The following is a 21,324-nucleotide window of genomic DNA, read 5'->3' as shown; positions in this document are numbered from 1 at the left end:
GATGTCCCTGTCTCCTGTGTGTGGTCTATGGGTTGCGGCTCAGAGCCCCAGGTAGGCACGGCGCAGTTCGTCGCTGCCCAACAGGTCCTGCGGCAGGCCCGAGAAGCGCACGCTGCCGTTCTCGAGCACGTAGGCGCGATCCGCGATTTCCAGCGACTGGCCGACGTTCTGCTCCACCAGCAGCACCGCGAGGCCGCCGTCGCGCAATTGGCGGATCAGCGTGAACATCTCCTCGACCAGCAGCGGCGACAGGCCCAGCGAAGGCTCGTCGAGGATCAGCAGCGCAGGCTCGGCCATCAGGCCGCGGCCGATGGCGAGCATCTGCTGCTCGCCGCCGCTCATGGTGCCGGCGTGCTGGCGGAAGCGCTCCTTCAGCCGCGGGAAGATGCCGAACACCTTGTCGAGATTGGCCGCGCGGCGCTCCCGGGCACGCGTGAAGGAGCCAAGTTCGAGGTTCTCCAGCACGCTGAGGTTCGGGAACACCTTGCGGCCTTCGGGCACCTGGATCAGGCCGGCCTTGACGACGTCGCGGTAGTGCGCGCCGCTCAGGTCGTGCCCGTCGAAGCGCACCGTGCCGCTCCAGGAGGGGCACAAGCCGCAGACCATCTTGTTCAGGGTCGACTTGCCTGCACCGTTGCTGCCGAGCAGCGCGACCATCTCGCCCGCGTTCACCTGCAGGTCGACGCCGCGCAGGACCTCGACACGGCCGTAGCCGCCGCGCAGCGCGCGAATATCGAGCAACGAAGTCATGCGGGAACTCCCTGGCTCGCGCTGCCAGCCGCCTTGCGCAGCCGCGCGGCCGTGCCGTGGCCGAGATAGGCCTCGACCACCTTGTCGTTCGAGGTGACCTGCGCCGGATTGCCCTCGGCGATGAGTTGTCCCTGCGCCAGCACCCAGACGTGCTCGGCCAGGTTCATCACGGCCTGCATCACATGCTCGATCATCAGCACGGTCACGCCGCCGTCGGCGATGGCGCGCACCACCGGCATCATCTCGGCGATCTCCTGCGGATTGAGACCGGCGAGCACCTCGTCGAGCAAGAGGAGGCGCGGCTGCGTCGCGAGCGCACGGGCCAGTTCCAGCCGCTTGCGGCCGGCCACGGTGAGGTCGGATGCCGGCTTGTCGAGTTGGGCCGCGAGGCCGACCCGTGCCGCGACTTCTTCCGCGCGCTGCAACGCGGCGCCGCGGCCCCGCACATGCAGATGCGCGCCGACCGCGATGTTCTCGCGCACCGTCTGTGCGGCGAAGGGCTTGACGATCTGGAAGGTGCGCGTCATGCCCAGCAGCGCGTTGCGATGCGGTTCCCGGCCGGTGATGTCCTGCCCGGCGAAGCGCACGATGCCGGTGTCGGGTTTGAGAAAGCCGGACATCAGCGCGAACAGCGTTGTCTTGCCTGCACCATTGGGGCCGATCAGCGCGCTCAGGCTGCCTTCGCTGACGGCAAGGCTCACGTTCTGCACCGCCTTCAGTCCGCCGAAGGAGCGCGAGATGCCGTTCAGCGCAAGGAGTGGCTCAGCCATGGCGGCTTCCCTTCCCCGCCCAGAGCTGGCGGACCGACAGGCCGATTCCCGCGATCCCGCGCGGCAGGAAGATCACGATCAGCACCAGCACCACCCCGTAGATCACCATGTTGATGCCCGGCAGTTCGCCGAACAGGTTGCGCGTGAGATCGGACAGCACGTGCAGCACTGTCGCGCCCAGCAGCGGCCCCCACAGCGTGCCCATGCCGCCGACGATGGCCGCCACCAGCGCCTCGACGGAGGTGCCCGCGCCATAGGCGATGCCCGGATCGATGTACTGGAACACCTGCACGTAGAACGCGCCGGCCGAGCCCATGAAGGCGCCCGAAATGCCGATCGCCGCAAGCTTGACGCGAAACGGGTTCACGCCGACGGCGCGTGCCGCATCCTCGTTGTCGCGCACCGCCTGCAGGTACGCGCCGAAGCGGCCATTGCGCAGCCACCACGTCACGAGCAAGGCGGCCGTGACAAAGGCCAGCACGACCCACAGGTAACCGGCGCGCGAAGGAAACTGCAGGTTGCCGGCGGATTCGCGCAACGGCACCATCAGCCCGACGCCGCCGCCGGTGAAAGGCACCGACAGCGCGACGATGCGGAACACCTCTGCAAAGGCCAGCGTCACGAGCGCGAAATACGAGCCCTTGAGCCCATAGCGAAAGGTGAGCGCGCCCACGAACAGCCCGACCACCGCACTCCCCGCTACTGCCATCGGCAATGCCGCCCATGCATTGATGCCGCCCTGCAGTTGCGCGATGGCCTGGATGTACGCGCCCGTTCCGAAGAAGAGCGCATGCCCGAAGGAGAACTGGCCACCGAAACCGCCGAGGATGTTCCAGGCCTGCGCGATCAGCGTCGCGTACAAGGCCATCATCACGAAGTTGAGCGCCACGCCCGACGAAGTCACGAGCGGCAGGCATGCCACAAGCACCGTGAAGACTGCGATGCCGCCCAGGTGCCGCAGGCCACTGCTTGAAATGCCGACAACGTCGCTCATGCTTTGGCTCCGAACATGCCTTCAGGCCGGAACAGCACGACGCCGATGAAGATCGCGAAGATGCCGATCTGCCCCAGCGACTCGCCCAGATAAAGCCCGCCGAGCGACTCGACCACGCCCACCAGGAACCCCCCGATCAGCGCGCCCACGAAGCTGCCCATGCCACCCAGCACCACGATGGTGAAGGCCACCAGCACGAAGCCGCCACCCACCTGCGGGTTCACGTAGTACGCCGGCAGCAGAAAGCACGCCGCCGCACCGAGGCAGGCCAGGCCGATGCCGAAGCTCATCGCGTAGACGTGGTCGACATCGATGCCCATGAGCTTGGCCCCCTCCTTCTCCTTGGCCACCGCGCGGATGGCGCGGCCGAGGTCGGTGCGGCCCATGATCCAGAACAGCGCCGCGGACACCACCAGCGCACCCGCGAAGGCCACCAGCTTGGGAACCGCGATCATCGCGGGGCCGATGGCGACCGTGCTCAGCGAATAGGCCGTGTCGATACTGCGCGTGTCCGACTTGAAGAACAGAAGCGCGAGGTTCTCCATCACGATCGCGATGCCGAGCGTCGCAAGCAGGATGTTCTCGTCCTTGCCGTGGCCCGCACGGTTGATGACGATGCGCTGCAAGCCGTAGCCCAGCACGAACATGCCAGGGATCACGATCGGCAGCGCCAGGTACGGGTCGATGCCCCAGCGTTCCTTCAGGAAATACACCGCGTACAGCGCCAGCATCAGGCTGGCGCCGTGCGCGAAGTTGATGATGTGCAGGACGCCGTAGATCAGCGTGAGCCCCAGCGCGATCAATGCATAGACCGCGCCGGTCGTCAGGCCGTTGAGGACCGACGGGAAAAGAATGCTGAAGTCGAACATCCTGCGGATCGCTCAGGCCGCCCGCCAGGCCGCCCCAAGGGCGGACTGCGCCCCCTCGGGGGGCAGCGAATACACGAAGTGATGAGCGTGGGGGTTCATGACTTCAGGCGGACCGCAGCGGGAAGACTGGCTCGACCTCGCGGAAGTCGCGCGGAATGATCACCTTGATGTCGTTCTTCACCACCTGCGTCATCAGCGGCTGGGCACCCTCGTTCTGGCCGTTGACGAACTTCGTCGGGCCGTACGGCATGATGTGATTCGAGAAGGTGCTCTTCTCCAGCGCATCGATGATCGCGGCGCGATCGCTCGATTTCGCGCGCTCCAGCGCATCCGCCAGCAGCGCCATCGCCGTGTAGGTCATGAAGACCTCGTAGCTGAAGAACTGGCCCTTGGCCTCTACCCGCTTGCGCAGTTCCTGCGAGCGCTTGTCCTTCGGATTGAACCAGTGGTTGCAGTCGATGATGCCGTTGGCCGCGTCCGGGAACTCCTTCACGAACTTGTAGCTCGACGCCGCGCCGCCCAGCACCGAGAAGATGGCCTTCGGCTGCACCTTCTGCTGCTGCATCGTGCGCACCAGCAGTGCGTATTCGTTGTAGTAGTTGGCCGGGATCACGATGTCCGGGTTGATGGACTTCATGCGCAGCACGATGTTGTTGAAGTCGCGCGTGGGGTTGGCGTGCTTCACCACCTCCTTCACCTCGAAGCCGTAGCCCGGCAGCTCGCGCGACAGCAGTTGCGCCGTGCCGGAGCCGAACAGCGACTCCTCGTGAATGATCATCACCGTCTTGGCCGGGCTGCCTGCGGCCTTGTTGAGCACGAGCAGGTTGGCCATCGCGACTTCGGTCGACTTCTTGTAGCCCGGCCCGAAGCGGAAGGTGTTCTTCAGACCGCGTTCCACGATCTGGTCGGCCACGCCGACGTCGACCACGTGCGGCAGGTTGTACTTGGCCGCAGCCTGCGTGGTCGCAAGACAGATCGCCGAAGCGAAAGCGCCGACGATGGCCGAGACACCGGCCTCATTCATCTTCTCGACCTCGGCCGCGCCGGCCTGCGGCTGCGACTGTGCATCGCCCAGCAGGGCTTCGAGCTTGGCCCCGCCCATGGACTTGATGCCACCGGCCTGGTTGATGTCGTCGATCGCCATCTGCGCGCCGAGCCGGCACTGCTGCCCCGAATACGCGAGCGCACCGGTGACGGGATGCAGCACGCCGACCCGTACGGGCTTGGGCTGCGCACCCCCGACCAGCGGGAAGGCGATCGACGTGCCGATGGCGGCGGTCTGCGACAGGAAGCGGCGGCGATTCTCCATGGGGACTCCTCGGGGGTTGTTGATCAGATGAACTGGGCGGAAAGCTCTTTGTTGACCCAGACCTTGGCGTCGATACCGCCCACGCGGGACAAGTGCATCTCGTAGGCATAGCGGTCGGGCCGGTACAGACCGTGCAGCCACTGCACCGGTCGCTCGTGGGCGTCGTAGACCAGGCGCCGCACGGCCAGCAGCGCGGAGCCGACCGAGACGTCGAGATGCTGCGCCAGCGTGGCATCGGCCAGCCGCGCGGTGATGGTCTGGTGCGCGCGCCCGACCTGCACGCCGGACTCCTCGAGCAGCACGAGGATCGGCTTGCGGGCCAGTTCACGCCGGCCGAACTTGCGCGCGACGTCGGCTGGAACGTAGGTGGTGATGTGGGAGAGCGGGCCTTCTCGCGTCGAACGCACGCGCACGGCCTTCTGCACCGCGTCGCCCGGCTGCAGTTGCAGCGCGCTGGCGACGCTGGCCGATGCGGTGACGGTCTGCACGTCGATCACCTTGACCGAGGTGCGCAGGCCCATGCTCACGAGGTTTTCGAGCAGGCCGCCGAGATTGGCGCGCTGCACGTCGCGGGCCCCCTGGCCGATGGAGGCCACAGGCGCACCGATGGGCCGTGTACCGCGGCCCGGCTCCCGCGAGATCAAGCCATCGGCGGCCATCTTCTCGAGCGCACGCCGCACGGTGACGCGGGCCACGCCGAACTCCTCCATCAGTGCGAACTCGCCGGGCAACCCGTCGGCAAAGCGCCCTTCAGCCAGTTGCTCGCACAGAAGCAGATAGATCTGGTGGTACTTCGGCAGCGGCATCTGGGACATGGGCCCCGATGGTCACGGCGTTCGGTTGTCCCGTCAATAGGACATTTACGGCTGCATCCCGCGCCCCGGAATGTCGCGGAAGCGCCCCGTTCAGGGGCGTCCCTATCGAAGGGGGAATCGCCGGAGCATGCTGTGTCCGAGCGAGGTGATCTCGGTGACCGTGGCCGGCGGCTGCTCGTAGCCGTCCAGGGTCCGCACGGGCCTGGGGATCACGGCCTTCACATGGCCGGCCATGTTCAGCACGCGCACGGCGTCGACTTGCGCACCGCCGGTGACGGCAACGGGCAGCACCTGCGCTGCCAAGCGATGGAGTAGGGTCATAGGCACCCCGGGAGTATGGCCCTTGGCGCCTTACAGCCTGCTTAAACTTGCCCCACCCACTTCGAGCCGTCTCATGCACATCCAGGAAGCCGTTGCCAGCCGCCATTCCATCCGCGCCTTCCTGCCGGCGCCGGTCGATGGCGAGGCGATCCGCAAGGTGTTGACGATGGCCGCGCGCGCTCCGTCAGGGGGCAACCTGCAGCCGTGGCACATCGACGTGCTGGCGGGCGACGCCCTTGCCGGCCTGAAGGCCACCATGCGCCAGCGCGTTGCCGACGGTGAACCGGAGCCCACCGAGTACGACATCTACCCGCCCAACCTGCGCGCACCCTGGCGCGACCGCCGCTTCCAGGTCGGCGAGGCGATGTATGCCCGCCTGGGCATCCCGCGCGACGACAAGGCCGCGCGCCGCCGTTGGTTCGCGAACAACTACAGCTTCTTCGGCGCGCCGATGGCGCTGTTCTGCTCGGTCGACCGCACGATGGGGCCGCCGCAGTGGTCGGACCTGGGCATGTACCTGCAGACGGTGATGCTGCTGTTGCGCGGCGAAGGGCTGGACAGTTGCCCACAGGAATGCTGGGCGGTCTACCCTGCCACCGTCGGCAGGGCCATCGAGATGCCGCCAGAACGCATGCTGTTTTGCGGCATGTCGATCGGTTATCGCGATCCCGAGCATCCGGTGAACGGACTCGTCAGCGACCGCGCGCCCACGCAAGAGTGGCTGAACTTTCGCGGCGCCTAGTGAAAGCGCTCAGCGCGCCAGCTGAGGATCACTGAACCGCGGCGCACGCTTTTCGATGTTGGCGCGCACGGCCTCGGTCTGATTGGCGCTCCCGATCAATGCCTTCTGTTCGATCGATTCCGCCAGCAGCAAGTCCGCCGCGCTGTGCCCCATGGCCGCGTTCAACAGTCGCTTGCCCGCACGGATCGCGTCGGGGCTCTTCTGCGCGATTTCGCGCGCCATCTCCAGCGCCTCGGCCAGCGGGTCGGTCGCCACGCGTGTGGCGAAGCCGATCGCCACCGCCTCCTCGCCCGAGAAGATGCGGCCGGTGAAAGTGAGTTCGCGCACCACGTCGTTTCGCGCCAGTTCGCGCATCAGGACCATGCCGCCCATGTCGGGCACCAGTCCCCACTTGATTTCCATCACGGACATCTTCGTGCCGGGCGCGACCAGCCGCACGTCGGCGCCCAGCGCCACCTGCAGTCCGCCGCCGAAGGCGACACCGTGGACCGCGGCAATCACCGGCACGGGCACTTCGCGCCAGACCATCACCACCTGCTGTGCGGCATTGGAGATGCCATGGGTACGCTCGAGGAGGTCACTGCCGGCGGAGCCGGACCCGATGACGCCGCTGCCGCTGCCCTGCCCCATGCGCTGGAAGGATTGCATGTCGAGCCCCGCGCAGAAGGCCTTGCCACGCCCGGCAAGCACCACGGCGCGCACACTGGCGTCGTTGCAGAGCCGGGTGCCGGCGTCGATGAGGGCATCGAACATGGCAGGGTCCAGCGCATTCATCTTGTCGGCGCGTGCAAGGTGCAGTTCGACCACGCCGTCGGCGTGGCGGATCGATTCGATGCGTTCGTTCATTGAGTGTCTCCAGGGCTTTCGGGCAAGTATCGATGCTCGGCGATGATCGCGCTGTCGCCCACCCAACAACGCACGATGCCATTCGCCCGCCGCCAGTTTCTCCAGTCCGGTGCCGCTGCCGCGGTCGTTGCGTTCCTGGGCGAAGGCTGTGCCCTGCCCCGTGCTGCCGACGGTCGACTCGGCTTCACCCCTGTGCCCGCCACACTGCACGACGGCGTCACGGTACCGCCCGAATACGAGGCGCAGGTGCTCTACCCCTGGGGCGCGCCGACGGGCATCGCCTCGTCCATGCCGACCTTCTCGCCCGATGCATCGAACAGCGCGGCCGACCAGGCGGTTCAGGCCGGCATGCACCACGACGGGATGCACTTCTTCGCGCTGGACGGGCGCACCGATCGCGGGCTGCTCGTGATGAACCACGAGTACACCGACGAGCGCTTGCTCCATGCGCAAGGCATGACGCCGTGGACCGAGGAGAAGACCCGCAAGTCGCTGCATGCAATGGGCGTGTCGGTGATCGAAGTCGAGTTGACGAACGGCGGATGGCGTCAGGTGCTCCCTTCGCGCTACGCCCGCCGCGTGCACGGCGCCACCGCGATGCGCATCGCCGGTCCGGCAGCTGGCACGCCGTTGATGCGAACGGCGGCCAACCCTGGCGGCGACCGCGTGTTCGGCACCTTCGGCAATTGCGCGATGGGCGTCACGCCCTGGGGCACCTACCTGAGTTGCGAGGAGAACTTCCACGGCTATTTCGGCGGTCCCAAGGAGGCCGCGCCCCGCGCCACGCCCGCACAGCGCCGCTACGGCACGGTGAGCGGATCGCAATGGCTGGACTACTGGCGCTTCGACGAACGCTTCGACCTCTCGAAGCATCCCAACGAAGCCCATCGTTTCGGCTGGGTGATCGAGATCGATCCCTTCGACCCCGGCTCCATGCCCGTCAAGCGCACCGCCCTCGGCCGAAAGCGCCAGGAGAGCGCCACCTGCACGCAGACCCGCGACGGCCGGCTCGCGGTGTACATGGGCGACGACTCCGCTTTCGAATACATCTACAAGTTCGTGAGCCGCGACAAGGTCCACCCGGGCAATGGCGCGGCGGCCCGCGCGGCCAATCGCAACCTGCTCGACGAGGGCACGCTGTACGTTGCGCGCTACGACGCGGACGGCCGCGGCCAATGGCTCGAACTCAGGCACGGGCGCAATGGCGTCGATGCGGCCAGCGGCTTCGCGGACCAGGCCGAGGTGCTGATCCACGCGCGCCTGGCCGGCGACGTCGTGGGCGCCACGAAGATGGACCGGCCCGAATGGATCGCCGTGCATCCCGAAAGCGGCGAGGTGTACGTCACGCTTACCCACAACACCCAGCGCGGCGCGCCCGGCAAGCCCGCGGCCGATGCGGCGAATCCGCGAGCGAACAACCTCTTCGGCGGCATCCTCCGCTGGAGCGAAAGCGGACAGGACGCCGCCAGTACCACCTTCACGTGGGACCACTTCGCGCTCGCGGGCGATCCCCAATGGCCCGGCGCAGACACGCGCTACCCCAGCGCCGACGCCGACACCTTCGGCCACCCCGACGGCCTGCGTTTCGACAGCGGCGGCTTGCTGTGGATCCAGACCGACATGGCCGGCCCGGCCATCGGCAAGGGACCGATGGCTGCGCTCGGCAACAACCAGATGCTCTGCGCCGATCCGGCCAGCGGTCGCATCAAGCGCTTTCTCGTCGGCCCCAATGGTTGCGAGATCACGGGATGCACCGTCACACCGGACCGCCGCAGCCTGTTCGTCAACATCCAGCATCCCGGCGAGACGCGCGAAGACGGCAGCGGCACGGCCAACAGCGCGTGGCCTGACGGCACCGTGGCCGGCAGCGCGCGCCCGAGGTCGGCCACCGTGGCCGTGCGTCGACGCGATGGCGGTATCGTCGGAAGCTGACCAGCCCATCGAGGAGGAAACAACAATGGCCATCCGTATCGTCCGGCTCGGCAGCGACCGCGCACCCGGCGAAGGCTTGCGCATCGGCACCGTGCGGCGACCGCCGCGCGGCGTGCCCAAGACCGAATTCGCCTCGCAGAACTGGTACGACGTCTGGTACCCGAACCTCGCCCCCTCGGTCGAGACGATGAAGATGGCCCAGGCAGCCCAGGCCTCCGGCGTGCCTGCCCAGTGGACAGCTTTCGGCCGCAAGTACCGAAGCGAAATGGCCGAGGCCGACGCCAGTCGCAGCCTGGATCTGCTGGCGGCGCTGTCGCACCAGAGCGCGCTGTCGGTCGGCTGCTATTGCGAGGACGAGTCGCGCTGCCACCGGTCCTTCCTGCGCGCGCTGCTGGCAGAGCGCGGCGCGGACATTGCCGACTGAATCAGCGCATCGCCCGGGCGATGCCCTGCGCGGCGCTGCGCAACTTGTCGAGTTGCTGCAACGCATCCGGCAACGGCATGCGCACGGCAGGCGCCTGCAGCGCGACAGCGCATCGCACCGGGCCGTGCGGCTCGTCGCGAACCGGCACCGCGACACACACGAGGCCTTCGATGAACTCCTCGGCATCGACCGAATGGCCGTCGTGGTGGATGCGCTCGATCTCGGCCTCGAGCGCTTCGCGTGAGCACAGCGTGTGGGGCGTGTGGCGCTCGTACCGGAGCCCGTCGAGCAGCCGCTCTCGCTGGGCCCGCGGCAGATGGGCCAGGAACAGCTTGCCGCTGGCCGAGCAATGCAGCGGCACGCGCGAGCCAGGACCCAGTTCCAGCCGCAGCGGAAACGCTGTCTCCACACGGTCGAGGTAGATCACCTCGGCGCCCGACAGCGCCGTGAGATTGCAGGTCTCGCCCACGTCCGCCACCAGTTGGCGCAACACCGCGTGGCGCACGCCAGTCGCGGTGCTGCCGCGCAGCACCGTTTCCGCGAACTGCATGAGACGCGGCGTGGTCGCGTAGCGACGCCCGTCGCCGCCGCGCGCCAGAAGACCGCCGGCCTCCAGTTGCTGGAGCATGCGGTGCACCGACGGCTTGGGCTGGCCGCTGGTTCGCACGATTTCGACGAGTGTCTGAGGCTCGGGCGCAGCGACGACGTGCTCCAGCAACTGGAAGAGGCGCAAGCCGGGCGTCAGGGCCGGATCAACATCTTCTTGCAGATCTGAGGAGCGATAATTCATAAGAAAATCTCTGAAATCGAGACTAATAAGAGAATATTTTCGAGATTTTGCCGCGATTTCGCTAAGCTGCACACCCCAAACAAACGATTCCATGACTTTTCGTCTCGACAACCTCGTCATCACCGGCGCCTGCGGCGGCCTCGGCCGCGCCTTGGCTGCCGAGGCGCTGGCGCGGGGTTCGAAGGTCGCGCTTGTCGGGTTGGACACTGCGGCACTCCGCGCCATGGCGGCATCGGCGCCGGGTCGCACGTCGGTCTACACGCCGGACGTGAGCGACGCCGCCGCGATGCAATCGATGGCCCAGGACTGGATGTCGCGCCACGGCGTGCCCGACGCGGTGATCGCCAACGCGGGCGTCGCGGGCGGGTATGACACGGCCCAGGCCGCGGACCTGACGGTGTTCCGCCGCATCCTCGAAATCAACTTGCTTGGGGTCGCCACCACCTTCCAGCCGTTCGTCGCGCCGATGCGCGATCGCGGCCAAGGAACGCTCGCGGGCATCGCGAGCCTGGCCGGCCGGCGCGGACTGCCCGGCAATGGCGCCTACTGCGCCAGCAAGGCCGGCTTGATCCGCTACCTCGAAAGCCTGCGCGCCGAGCTGCGCCCGAGCGGCGTGCATGTGTGCACCGTCAGCCCGGGCTACCTGCGCACGCCACTGACGGCCGGCAACCGCTTCGCCATGCCGGGCCTGATGGCACCACAAGACGCTGCCATCGCCATCCTGCACGCGCTGTCCCATGGCCGCGAGCAACTCGTGCTGCCGCGCCGCCTCGGCTGGCTGTCGAATGCACTCGGCCTGCTGCCTGCCGCCTGGCATGACGCCCTGCTGCTGCGGCAACCACGCAAGCCGCGCGCCGGCGAACCGGGCGCTACGCCCATTCCCGGGCTGCCGGTGACGGAGGCCGCCGGCCCCGCCGCCGACGCCCCTGCGCCCATCCCCGAAGCCGCCACGCGCTGAGCGGCGGTTCCCCTGTGAGTCGGAGTTTCCTTTCGTGAGCCAACCTGTGCCCGCCCCCGTGCCTACCCACCAGCAAATCGCCCTGATCGGCGCCGGCCCGTCGGGGCTTGCCGGCGCACGCAATCTGCAGAAGCTCGGCATCCCTTTCCAGGGCTTCGAGGCCTACGAAGACGTCGGGGGGCTGTGGAACATCGGCAATCCGCGCAGCACGGTGTACCAATCGGCCCACCTGATCTCGTCCAAGCGGACGACGGAGTTCGCCGAGTTTCCGATGGCAGACGAGGTGGCCGACTATCCGAGCCACGCCGAGCTGCGCCGCTATTTCAGCGACTTCGCGGACCACTTCGATCTGCGCCGGCACTTCCGCTTCGCAACGCGAGTGCTGCGCGTGGAGCCCGTGACGGAGAACGCCGCGACCCTGTGGCGCGTGAGCGTCGACGCTGGCGGCGGCCGCATCGAGACGGCCGACTACAAGGGCGTGATCATCGCCAACGGCACCTTGTCCGAACCGAGCATGCCGCGCTTCGAAGGCCGCTTCAACGGCGAACTGCGGCACACCTCCGCCTACAAGCATGCGAGCCTTTTCCAGGACAAGCGCGTGCTCGTGGTCGGCGCCGGCAACAGCGGCTGCGACATCGCGGTCGATGCCGTGCACTACGCGAAGAGCGTCGATATCTCGGTGCGCCGCGGCTACTACTTCGTGCCCAAGTACATCTTCGGCAAGCCGGCCGACACGCTCGGCGGCAAGCGGCCGCTGCCCGCGTGGATCAAGCAGCGGCTCGATGCCAAGGTGCTGCAATGGTTCACCGGCGACCCCGTGCGCTTCGGCTTCCCCAAGCCGGACTACCGCATGTACGAATCGCATCCGGTCGTGAATTCACTGGTGCTGCATCACATCGGCCACGGCGACATCGGCGTGCGCGCCGACATCGCGCGGCTGGACGGCGACACCGTGCATTTCAAGGACGCTACCTCCCGCGACTACGACCTCATCCTCTGTGCAACGGGCTACAAGCTGCACTACCCCTTCATCGACCGCACCTGGCTCAACTGGCAGGGCATGGCGCCGAAGCTCTACCTGAACATCTTCGCGCCGGGCTTCGACAACCTGGCCGTGCTGGGGATGATCGAGGCCAGCGGCATCGGCTGGCAGGGCCGCTACGAGCAGGCCGAACTGGTCGCACGCTACTTCAAGGCGCAGTCACAGGGCCGGCCGCAGGCGGCGGCGCTCAGGGAAGCCAAGGCGGGCCCGACGCCCGATCTCTCCGGCGGCTACAAGTACCTGAAGCTGGAGCGGATGGCCTACTACGTCAACAAGGACAGCTACCGTCGCGCCGTGCGCGAAGCGTCCGCCGCGCTGGCCTGAACAACGCAGCCACAAAGAAACGTCTCATGCTCCCGCTTCCCGTCGACGAGATTCGCCTCAACTTCAATCCAGCATCGCTGGTCCTGCTCAATGCGGTACTCGGCTTCCTGATGTTCGGCATTGCGCTGGACACGCGCATCGAGGACTTCAAGCGCGTGATGCGCATGCCGGTGGCAATGGCGGTCGGCATCGCCGCGCAGTTCATCGTGCTGCCTGCCGTCACCTTCGGGCTCACCCTGCTGCTGCAGCCGGCGCCGAGCATCGCGCTGGGGATGATCCTCGTCGCGTGCTGCCCGCCGGGCAACGTGTCGAACATCCTCACGCACCGTGCGGGAGGCAACGTGGCACTGTCGGTGTCGATGACGGCGATTTCGAACCTCATCTCGATCGTCGTGATGCCGCTCAACTTCGCCTTCTGGGGCGGCATCCATCCGACGGCCGCACCGCTGCTCAAGACCATCGCGCTCAATCCGGGCGAAATGGTGATGCACATCGTGGCGATCATCGGTGCGCCCTTCGTCATCGGGCTTGCTTTCTCGCACTACCTGCCTGCGCTCACGAATCGCATCAAGAGGCCGGCGCGCATCCTGAGCTTCGTCTGCCTGATCGGATTCATCCTGGCGGCGATCGCAGGCAACTGGCGCTACTTCCTCGACTACGTGAGCCTCGTGCTGCTCGCCGTGGTGCTGCACGACGCGCTGGCCTTTGCCACCGGCTACGCCTGCGCGACCGCGACGGGGCTGGCGGAATACGACCGGCGCGCAGTCAGCTTCGAGGTCGGCATCCGCAACGCGGGGCTCGGCCTGGTGCTGATTTTCAGTTTCTTCGGCGGCCTCGGCGGCATGGCGGTGGTCGCCGGCGTCTGGGGCTTCTGGGACATCGTCGCGGGCCTCGGGCTCGCCGCCTGGTGGGCGCGCCGCCCCCTTCCCTCAACGGCCGCGCGTTCGGCCTGAATCATGGATGTTTCCCTGCCCTTCGCGGCGCGCCGGGTGCTCGTCACCGGCGCCGACGGTTTTCTCGGCCGCACGGTGGTGGCTGCTCTGGCCCAGTTGCCCGATCTCGATTGCGTGGTGGCGCTGGACGTCCGTGACGTACCCGCCTCCCGCCGCGTGCACGGCGTAACTTATGCCGTGCAGGACGTGCGCGCACCGGAGCTGCGCACGACACTGGCCGAACACGCCATCGACTCGGTCGTCCACCTCGCCTCGATCGTGACGCCGGGGCCCGGCAGCACGCGCGAGTTCGAATACTCGGTGGACGTGCTCGGCACGCGCAACGTGCTCGAGGCCTGCGTGGCGCAAGGCGTGCAGCACATCGTGGTGTCGTCGAGCGGCGCGGCCTATGGTTACCACGCCGACAACCCGCCATGGATCGACGAGAGCGACGCTCTGCGCGGCAACCAGGCCTTTGCCTACGCGCATCACAAACGGCTCGTCGAGGAAATGCTCGCCGACTACCGCGCCTCGCACCCCACCCTGCGCCAGACGGTGTTGCGCATCGGCACCATCCTCGGCAGCAACGTGCACAACCAGATCACGGCGCTCTTCGACAAGCCTCGCATCCTGGCGATCCGCGGCAGCGACAGCCCTTTCGTCTTCATCTGGGACGAGGATGTGACAGGCTGCGTCGTCCACGCGATCACCACCGGGCGCGACGGCTGCTTCAACGTCGCAGGCGACGGCGCACTCACGCTGTCGCAGATCGCCGCGATCCTTCGCAAGCCGATGCTGGTGCTGCCGGCATCGCTTCTGAGATTGGCCCTCGCGATCGGATCGCGACTCGGAATCAGCCGCTATGGGCCCGAGCAGCTCGATTTCCTGCGTTATCGGCCGGTACTGTCCAACGCCCGGCTGAAGTCGGAGTTCGGCTACGTGCCGCGCAAGACCAGCCTGGAAGCCTTCCTCGCTTTCAAGGCCTCGCGCTGTGGCCGGGATTCGCGACCCGGCCAGGTCCTCGCATGACGGCGCCGGCCAGCCTCAGCCGGGCCGACTTCGGCCGCGCCATGAGCGTCGTGCTGATCTGGGGCCTGAACTTCGTCGTCATGAAGCTGGGCCTGCGCGACCTGAGCCCGATGCTGCTCGGCGCCCTGCGATTCGCCGCAGCCGCCCTGCCGCTGATCCTGTTCGTGCGCCGCCCGGCGCTCCCCTGGCGCTTTCTCGCGGCCTACGGGCTCGCCCAGGGCCTGGGTCAGTTCGGGCTGCTCTTCCTCGGCTTGCAACTCGGCATGACGGCGGGCATGGCATCGGTCGTGATGCAGACGCAGGCCTTCTTCACCCTGCTGTTGGCGGCGCCGCTCCTGGGCGAACGGGCGCGCCCAACCCAGTGGCTCGGCCTCTCCGTGGCGCTCGCCGGCCTGGTCGTGATCGCCATGGCGCACGGCGACGGGCCAGGGCAGATGACGCTGATCGGCTTCGTGCTCACGCTGTCGGCCGCCTTCATGTGGGCCTCATCCAACATCGTGGTGCGCTTCGCGGTGCGCACGGCGCCGGCCTACGACCCCTTCGGCTTCATCGTGTGGAGCAGCCTGTTTCCGATCGTTCCCTTCACCCTGATCGCGCTGGCGGCCGATGGACCTGCAAAGGTGATGCATCAGCTCGCCGGGCTCGACCTGGGCGCTGTGCTGGCGGTGCTCTTCCTCGCGTGGTTCGCGACACTGCTCGCCTACACGCTGTGGACTCGCCTGCTGCAGCGCCACCCGGCGGGCCGCGTGGTGCCCTTCTCGCTGCTCGTGCCGGTCGTCGGGCTGGCCGCGGCGGCCGTGTGCTTCGGCGAACGGCCGAGCCCCGCGCAGTGGGTCGGCACCGCCGCGGTGTTGCTCGGGCTGGTGATCAACCAGGGTCTCGCCTTGCGCGCCATGGCGTGGCTGCGGGCGCCGCAGCGCGCCTGAGGCTCTCGCGAGGCGCTAGCGCTGCGCCTTGTCCTTCTGGTTCTGCGCCTCGATGCGCTCGCGCGCGGCCAGCCAGTCGGCATCGCTCCACTGCCGCAGCTCGTAGAAGTTGCCACCGGTCGCGAGCGCGCCGGCACCATCCATCATGATGCTCTGGCCCGTAAGCCAATCGCACTGGCCGCGCGCCATCAGGAAGGCGGCCAGGTTCTGCAGCTCGCTCATCATTCCGGTGCGCGCCATCGGGTTCAGCGCCTTGCTGCGTGCGCCGGGCTCCTCGCCGGGGTTCAGGCGCTTGCTCATGCCTTCGGTCGGAATCTCGCCAGGGCCGACCGCGTTGAGCCGGATGCCGAAACGAGCCCACTCGACCGCGAGCGACTTGGTCATCACCTCGATGCCCGCCTTGCTCATGGCCGATGGCACCACATAGGGACTGCCGTTGTCGACCCAGGTCACGATGATGCTCATCACGCTGCGGTAGGGGTCGCCGGCCTTCCACTTGCCTTCCTTGGCCTCGGCCACCCAGCGCTTTCCGACCGCCTGCGTGACGTAGAAGCTGCCGTGAAACACGATGTTGGCAACCGCATCGAAGGCGCGCGGCGACAGGGCCTCCGTCGGCGAGACGAAGTTGCCCGCCGCGTTGTTGATGAGCCCCGTCAGCCCGCCCGACTGCCAGAGGCTCTCGACCATTTCATCCACCGCCTGCGCGTTTCGGATGTCGACGCCGAAGGTGTCGATGCGCCGCTCCGGAAACTGCTTGCGCCATTCGGCGGCGGTGTCCTCGCAGACGCTCTGCCGGCGGCCGCAGATCGCGACGTCCGCGCCCAGGCCGAGGAAGCGTTCGGACATTGCGCGGCCGAGGCCGGTGCCGCCGCCCGTCACGAGGATGCGCTGGCCGGCCATGAGATCGGTTTGGAACATGAGGGTCTCCTTGTCTTGGTGTGGAACAGGCTTTGCAAGCCGCATCGTAGAGCGCCAGACGCAAGCCGGTAAGCTCCCAAGGTGACACGACAAGGATCCGACCCATGCCGACCACCACTTCAGCCCCTGCTTCCGACACCGCATTCGCACCGCTCGCCGGCGTCCGCGTGCTGAGTCTGGCGCTCAATCTGCCCGGGCCTGCCGCACTGATGCGCTGTCGCGCCATGGGCGCCACGTGCACCAAGCTCGAGCCGCCGTCGGGCGACCCGATGGGCCACTACAACCGGACCGCCTACGCCGCGCTGCACGAGGGCGTGAAGGTCGAGGTCGCCGACCTCAAGACCGAGGCCGGGCAGCAGCATCTGCATCGCGTGCTCGAAGAGACCGACGTGCTACTGACCTCCTTCAGGCCGTCGGCGCTCGCCAAGCTGGGCCTGGGTTGGGAGGCGCTGCGTGCGCGGCATCCAAGGCTTTCGCAGGTCGCCATCGTCGGCGCGCCTGCCGAGCGCGCCGAGGAGCCTGGCCACGACCTGACCTATCTCGCCGAGAGCGGGCTGATCACCGGCACGGAACTGCCACCCACGCTGTACGCCGACATGGGCGGCGCGCTGCTCGCGAGCGAAGCGGTGTTGACAGCGGCGCTGCGCAACACCGCGGCCAACGCAACGGGCATCTACCTGGAGATCGCGCTCAATGCCGCCGCCGACTGGCTGGCGCTGCCGCGCACCTGGGGCCTGACGACGCCCACGGGCGCGGTCGGCGGCGCCCATGCGGGCTACCGCGTCTACCCCTGCGTCGATGGACGCGTGGCGGTCGCCGCGCTGGAGCCGCACTTCGCGACCCGCCTGTGCGAGATGGCGGGCCTTGCATCGACGGACATGGCCGCCGCCGAAACCCATGAGGCGATCGCGCGCTGGATCGGCACCCGCACGCGCGCTCAGCTCGACACGATGGCCCGCGAACGGGATGTGCCGCTGCTCACCCTCGAAACGTGATGAGCGGCTCCTCCTGCGCGGGCACGGTTGACCTGGACGTGGGAAGGGTATGGGCCGCTAGCCCCACGTTGGAAGGCTCCTCAAGGCATCGTTCGGTCGGCCGACAATATCGACGCCGGTGATGCCGCTGCCGCCGGGCAAGAGTTCAACGTCGCAGACGATTTCCCAGTCATGGCTTTCGGTGCGCCGGGCAAGGCAGACCTCCTCGCCGGCAGCAAGGAGACCGACGCAATCCCCGATGCTGATCCGTTGGACCGCGCCAAGCGCGAATTCGGTCGAGCCGAACTCCTTTTCCACGACCGCATGAATGGCCACGAGATCGATCTTGTCGCCGCTGCAGTGAACAGCAGTAATTGCATGCTGGGCCATTACGCTACCTCCGTTCGTGGAACGCCTAGTATGGCTGCGGCGGCCGTCCGTGTCAGTCTGCCTACTGAAGACGTGGATACGACACTCCGCCATCCCTCATGGAGAGGTAGAGTCGGGCGAGAAGGGAAGCTGATCGTGAAAACACTGTTCCTGGTACGGCATGCCAAATCGAGTCGCGACGATCCGTCCTTGTCCGATCGGGAGCGATCCCTGGACGATCGAGGCCGGCAGGATGCGCCCACGATGGGCAAGCGCCTCGGCAAGCGTGGAGTGAAGCCCGATCTGCTCGTGTCGAGCCCGGCGCGGCGAGCGCTGACGACGGCGCAGCTCATCGCGGACGAGATCGGCTGCCAACGCAAGGACATCGTCGTCAATGAACGGCTCTACGCAAGCAGCCCTGACGACCTGCTTGCCGTCGTCCGCGCGCTGGATGACAGGCTCGACGGCGTGATGCTCTTCGGTCACAACCCCGAGTTCACCCACCTCGCGCACCGGCTGTCGAGCAAGATCGTCGACATGCCCACATGCGCCGTCGCCGAGTTCCACTTCGACACCAGGGCGTGGGCGGCTGTCGGCGAGACGGACCCGGTGAAGGTCAAGCTGGATGCGCCGAAGAAGTAGATCGGCTTCAACCAAAGTCGCTGCGGCCCAGCACCCTGCCCTCCGGCCCGACGATCACGGCTTCGCCCATCGCAACCGATTCGCCGGTGAAAGCACCGATGTTCACCTGATGGGTGACCCAGACCTCGAAAGCGCCTGCCGGAATGCGCGTCAGCGCATCCAGCAACACCTGCCGTCGCCCTCCCGCGTCGGCCGAACGGCCAAAGGTCGAGTCGAGCGGGGCCCAATGCACGTGAGTGCCGAATGCGAGGTCCGCCGTATCCCTGCATCGACACCATGCGCTCGATCGCACCGCCGTCGGCTTGAGTGCGCGGGCCTTGAACCATTCGCCTGCTGCGCTGGCCTGCGTGCGCCCCTCCATGCTCAGGTTGCGCTGACTGCTGCACACGCCGAGCCTGAACCCCGGCGGGTCTCCGACGCCGGGCGTGGTCTGGGCATGTCGCCAGAGCACCACGCAGCCCCCGGCACGAATCTGCGCAGCCACCGCATCGTCCGCTGACAGTGCGCGGGCGCTGGCGAGCGCGAATGCCAGCACGGAAAAGCTTCGCCGGGTGATGTATGTCACGTCGGTTCTCCTTGCACGGTGGGGGCATCGTCCAGAGCGGCACGTCGCTCCTGCATGCGCCCCAGCGTCGCCGACAGGATGAGCCACGCGAGCACCACCGGCACCGCGCACAACGCGATCGCGCCAATCTTGAGTCCGGCAGCGTGCAGCACGTCGTAGACCCACCCGTAGAGCGCATCGGAGCCCCGGTAGACGACGACGTCGATCAGGTTCTTGGCCTTGTATTTCTCCTCGCGCCCGACGACGGTGAAGAACACCTGCCGCGCCGGATTGGCAATGGCGAAGTTCATCCATCGCTGAGCGACCTGGAAGACGACGATCACCGCGAGGGTTGGCGTCATCGCCAGCGCGAAAAAGCCGATGACATAGACCGCCGGCAGCGCACCCGCCGCCACGCCGGTGCCGAAGCGTTGGAGAAACCGGCCGGTGGCAAACACCTGCGTCGCCAGCGTGAGCAGCCCCACGGCCAGGTCGATGCTCGCGAACACCCGCGTTTGCGCCCCGGCGCCCTGCACGGTGGCGGATACCACGTTCGCCTGCGCGAAGTAGAGCATCGTGGCGCCGAAGGACAGCAGGCTCACCCACGCGGCAACGCCGATCAGGTAGGGCGAGCGGAACAGGCCCCACAACCCGGCAAGGGCGCTGCCGCCCACACGAGACGCGTCGTGCCGGTGGCCCGGGTTCACGCCCGCGCTGCGTTCCAGCCGATGCGCGCAGAACACCGCGATCTCTAGAAACACGATGGCCGCGATCAGCAGGTTGTGCGGCCCCAGCGGCACCGATAGCACGATGGTGATGGCAGGCCCCAGCAGCGCGCCCGCCGTTCCACCCGCACCGATGAAGCCGAACAGGCGCTTGCCCTGCTCGCTCGTGAAGAGATCGGCCATGAAGGACCAGAACACCGCGACCGCGAACAGGTTGAAGACGCTGACCCACACGAAGAACACGCGCGCCACGATCACCGGCTCGACATCGAGCGCCAGCAGCACCCAGAACACCGCGAGGTTGGCGACGAAGAAGTGATAGACGATGGGGATGAACCTGGCGCGCGGCAGCCGCGCCACCAGCATGCCGTAGAGCGGCTGCGCGACCAGCAGCGTCACGAAAGTGGCAGTGAAGAGCCAGGGCAGCGCCCGCGTGCCGCCGGCGATGCCCATCTGGTCACGCAGTGGCCGCAGCACGTAGTAACCCGCCAGTAGTGCGAAGAAGTAGCCGAAGGACCAAAGCGCCGCCGCCGACTCCTGCGGCGTGGCCGGAACTGCACGTCGCAGCCAGCGCTCGGCCGCCGTCATGGCGCCAGCGACAGCTTCTGTCTGAGCTCCGCCGCGCTCACCGACTGGCCGTAGCCCGGCCCGCCGCGCTGGAATCGCCGTGCGTCGGCCAGCTTGCCGACGACCACGGGATCGAACCCGGCATCGCGCACGAGCCCTGCCGCCACCTTGACGGCTTCCGGATCGTCGCCGGCGATGGGGATGGCCAATCTCGGCTCGGGCCGGTTGGCCTCGCGCGCGAAGATCGTGTACGACATGGTGTTGAAGGCCCGCACCAGCCGCGCACCCGCCAGGTACTTCTGCGAGACGACACCGATGCCCTCCTGCTCCACCTCGTCGGCCACGCTGCCGTCGCGCGAGGCGACGGCGTTGCAGGCGTCGAGCAGGACCTTGCCCTTGAGCGCGCTGCCGTAGTCCTTGCCGATCTGCGGCAGCGCACCATAGGGCACGGCGATAAAGAGCGCGTCGCCGAAAGCAATGGCCTGCGCCACCGTGCCGGCGCTGGCAAGCGGACCCAGCCCCGAGACCAGGTCCTTGAGTTCTTCGGGGTGGCGCGACGAGAACATCACCGGATGGCCGGCCTTGACCCAGAGCCCGCCGATGGTGCCGCCGATGCGGCCGGCGCCGATCACGCCGATGCGCGAACCGGTGCCTGCCTGCGCCTGCGCGCGCTCCGGCTTCAGCGCCGCGATGACGGCCCATGCGCCACTCGCCGCGAGGAGGCTGCGGCGGGTGCGATCGAGGGATGGATGTTGCGGCATCGAAACCTCCTGCGTTCGGCGAACCGGGCGATCATCTTCCCGCGCCCTTCG

General features: G+C 67.6%; 24 protein-coding genes. 10 read left to right on the top strand and 14 right to left on the bottom strand.

The window, feature by feature from the left end; translation table 11 throughout:
- Nucleotides 1–39 precede the first annotated feature (39 nt).
- From QTI04_RS10240 to QTI04_RS10210, 7 genes are all read right to left on the bottom strand, one after another.
- Entirely contained in the window at nt 40–750 is a 711-nt protein-coding gene (locus QTI04_RS10240) for an ABC transporter ATP-binding protein (protein ID WP_286615470.1), read from the bottom strand.
- Nucleotides 747–1,520 carry an ABC transporter ATP-binding protein gene (locus QTI04_RS10235; RefSeq protein ID WP_286615468.1) on the bottom strand — a complete coding sequence of 258 codons (774 nt, stop codon included), beginning with the start codon at nt 1,518–1,520 and terminating at the stop codon, nt 747–749. Before QTI04_RS10235 ends, QTI04_RS10240 begins: the two co-directional genes overlap by 4 nt.
- On the bottom strand, nt 1,513–2,514 hold the full coding sequence (locus QTI04_RS10230) for a branched-chain amino acid ABC transporter permease (RefSeq protein ID WP_286615467.1): 1,002 nt from the start codon (nt 2,512–2,514) through the stop codon (nt 1,513–1,515). Before QTI04_RS10230 ends, QTI04_RS10235 begins: the two co-directional genes overlap by 8 nt.
- Entirely contained in the window at nt 2,511–3,383 is an 873-nt protein-coding gene (locus QTI04_RS10225; RefSeq protein ID WP_286598722.1) for a branched-chain amino acid ABC transporter permease, read from the bottom strand. Before QTI04_RS10225 ends, QTI04_RS10230 begins: the two co-directional genes overlap by 4 nt.
- Nucleotides 3,384–3,486: 103 nt before the next feature.
- Complete coding sequence (locus QTI04_RS10220; protein WP_286598725.1) at nt 3,487–4,692, bottom strand: ABC transporter substrate-binding protein; 1,206 nt, start codon at nt 4,690–4,692, stop codon at nt 3,487–3,489.
- 23 nt (nt 4,693–4,715) lie between these two features.
- Entirely contained in the window at nt 4,716–5,507 is a 792-nt protein-coding gene (locus QTI04_RS10215) for a GntR family transcriptional regulator (RefSeq protein WP_286615466.1), read from the bottom strand.
- A 102-nt stretch (nt 5,508–5,609) separates the two neighbouring features.
- Nucleotides 5,610–5,828, bottom strand: a complete 219-nt coding sequence (locus tag QTI04_RS10210) for a hypothetical protein (protein ID WP_286598729.1) — start codon at nt 5,826–5,828, stop codon at nt 5,610–5,612.
- A 73-nt stretch (nt 5,829–5,901) separates the two neighbouring features.
- Between QTI04_RS10210 and QTI04_RS10205 the strand changes: the two genes are divergently transcribed.
- Nucleotides 5,902–6,570, top strand: a complete 669-nt coding sequence (locus QTI04_RS10205; protein WP_286615465.1) for a nitroreductase — start codon at nt 5,902–5,904, stop codon at nt 6,568–6,570.
- A gap of 9 nt (nt 6,571–6,579) precedes the next feature.
- Here the strand turns inward: QTI04_RS10205 and QTI04_RS10200 are convergent, their stop codons facing one another.
- Entirely contained in the window at nt 6,580–7,416 is an 837-nt protein-coding gene (locus QTI04_RS10200; protein ID WP_286615463.1) for a crotonase/enoyl-CoA hydratase family protein, read from the bottom strand.
- A 42-nt stretch (nt 7,417–7,458) separates the two neighbouring features.
- Here QTI04_RS10200 and QTI04_RS10195 point away from each other — a divergent pair, with 42 nt between their 5' ends.
- Together QTI04_RS10195 and QTI04_RS10190 are read left to right on the top strand one after the other, a co-directional pair.
- Complete coding sequence (locus tag QTI04_RS10195) at nt 7,459–9,348, top strand: PhoX family phosphatase (protein ID WP_286615462.1); 1,890 nt, start codon at nt 7,459–7,461, stop codon at nt 9,346–9,348.
- Between the two features lie 25 nt (nt 9,349–9,373).
- A complete protein-coding gene (locus tag QTI04_RS10190) occupies nt 9,374–9,772 on the top strand; it encodes a DUF488 domain-containing protein (RefSeq protein WP_286615460.1) in 399 nt (132 codons plus the stop codon).
- A 1-nt stretch (nt 9,773) separates the two neighbouring features.
- Here QTI04_RS10190 and QTI04_RS10185 read toward each other — a convergent pair whose 3' ends face one another.
- The gene (locus tag QTI04_RS10185) at nt 9,774–10,562 is read right to left on the bottom strand and encodes an IclR family transcriptional regulator (protein WP_286615458.1); all 789 of its coding nucleotides are present in this window, start codon (nt 10,560–10,562) and stop codon (nt 9,774–9,776) included.
- Nucleotides 10,563–10,653: 91 nt separating this feature from the next.
- Between QTI04_RS10185 and QTI04_RS10180 the strand changes: the two genes are divergently transcribed.
- From QTI04_RS10180 to QTI04_RS10160, 5 genes are read left to right on the top strand one after another with little or no spacing between them, the layout of a single operon-like run.
- Entirely contained in the window at nt 10,654–11,520 is an 867-nt protein-coding gene (locus QTI04_RS10180) for an SDR family oxidoreductase (protein WP_286615456.1), read from the top strand.
- 34 nt (nt 11,521–11,554) lie between these two features.
- A complete protein-coding gene (locus QTI04_RS10175) occupies nt 11,555–12,886 on the top strand; it encodes an NAD(P)/FAD-dependent oxidoreductase (RefSeq protein ID WP_286615455.1) in 1,332 nt (443 codons plus the stop codon).
- A 26-nt stretch (nt 12,887–12,912) separates the two neighbouring features.
- A complete protein-coding gene (locus tag QTI04_RS10170; RefSeq protein ID WP_286615454.1) occupies nt 12,913–13,839 on the top strand; it encodes a bile acid:sodium symporter family protein in 927 nt (308 codons plus the stop codon).
- 3 nt (nt 13,840–13,842) lie between these two features.
- Complete coding sequence (locus tag QTI04_RS10165) at nt 13,843–14,847, top strand: SDR family oxidoreductase (protein ID WP_286615452.1); 1,005 nt, start codon at nt 13,843–13,845, stop codon at nt 14,845–14,847.
- On the top strand, nt 14,844–15,773 hold the full coding sequence (locus tag QTI04_RS10160; RefSeq protein ID WP_286615450.1) for an EamA family transporter: 930 nt from the start codon (nt 14,844–14,846) through the stop codon (nt 15,771–15,773). Before QTI04_RS10165 ends, QTI04_RS10160 begins: the two co-directional genes overlap by 4 nt.
- A 15-nt stretch (nt 15,774–15,788) precedes the next feature.
- On the opposite strand, the gene QTI04_RS10155 is transcribed toward QTI04_RS10160, so the two are convergent.
- On the bottom strand, nt 15,789–16,691 hold the full coding sequence (locus QTI04_RS10155; RefSeq protein ID WP_286615448.1) for an SDR family NAD(P)-dependent oxidoreductase: 903 nt from the start codon (nt 16,689–16,691) through the stop codon (nt 15,789–15,791).
- A gap of 104 nt (nt 16,692–16,795) precedes the next feature.
- On the opposite strand from QTI04_RS10155, the gene QTI04_RS10150 reads away from it, so the two are divergent.
- The gene (locus tag QTI04_RS10150) at nt 16,796–17,686 is read left to right on the top strand and encodes a CoA transferase (RefSeq protein ID WP_286615446.1); all 891 of its coding nucleotides are present in this window, start codon (nt 16,796–16,798) and stop codon (nt 17,684–17,686) included.
- 57 nt (nt 17,687–17,743) lie between these two features.
- Here QTI04_RS10150 and QTI04_RS10145 read toward each other — a convergent pair whose 3' ends face one another.
- Nucleotides 17,744–18,055, bottom strand: coding sequence for a hypothetical protein (locus tag QTI04_RS10145; protein ID WP_286598747.1), 312 nt, complete (start codon nt 18,053–18,055; stop codon nt 17,744–17,746).
- Between the two features lie 135 nt (nt 18,056–18,190).
- On the opposite strand from QTI04_RS10145, the gene QTI04_RS10140 reads away from it, so the two are divergent.
- The gene (locus tag QTI04_RS10140; RefSeq protein ID WP_286598749.1) at nt 18,191–18,676 is read left to right on the top strand and encodes a histidine phosphatase family protein; all 486 of its coding nucleotides are present in this window, start codon (nt 18,191–18,193) and stop codon (nt 18,674–18,676) included.
- A gap of 7 nt (nt 18,677–18,683) precedes the next feature.
- Here QTI04_RS10140 and QTI04_RS10135 read toward each other — a convergent pair whose 3' ends face one another.
- From QTI04_RS10135 to QTI04_RS10125, 3 genes are read right to left on the bottom strand one after another with little or no spacing between them, the layout of a single operon-like run.
- Entirely contained in the window at nt 18,684–19,241 is a 558-nt protein-coding gene (locus QTI04_RS10135) for a histidine phosphatase family protein (protein ID WP_286598752.1), read from the bottom strand.
- A complete protein-coding gene (locus QTI04_RS10130) occupies nt 19,238–20,533 on the bottom strand; it encodes an NTP/NDP exchange transporter (RefSeq protein WP_286615445.1) in 1,296 nt (431 codons plus the stop codon). The genes QTI04_RS10135 and QTI04_RS10130 overlap by 4 nt, the downstream gene beginning before the upstream one ends.
- Nucleotides 20,530–21,273 carry an NADPH-dependent F420 reductase gene (locus QTI04_RS10125; RefSeq protein ID WP_286615443.1) on the bottom strand — a complete coding sequence of 248 codons (744 nt, stop codon included), beginning with the start codon at nt 21,271–21,273 and terminating at the stop codon, nt 20,530–20,532. Before QTI04_RS10125 ends, QTI04_RS10130 begins: the two co-directional genes overlap by 4 nt.
- Nucleotides 21,274–21,324 lie beyond the last annotated feature (51 nt).

The sequence above is a fragment of the Variovorax sp. J22R115 genome (genome assembly GCF_030317005.1).
GTDB lineage: Bacteria > Pseudomonadota > Gammaproteobacteria > Burkholderiales > Burkholderiaceae_C > Variovorax.
This window is presented reverse-complemented; position numbering and strand designations above follow the sequence as displayed.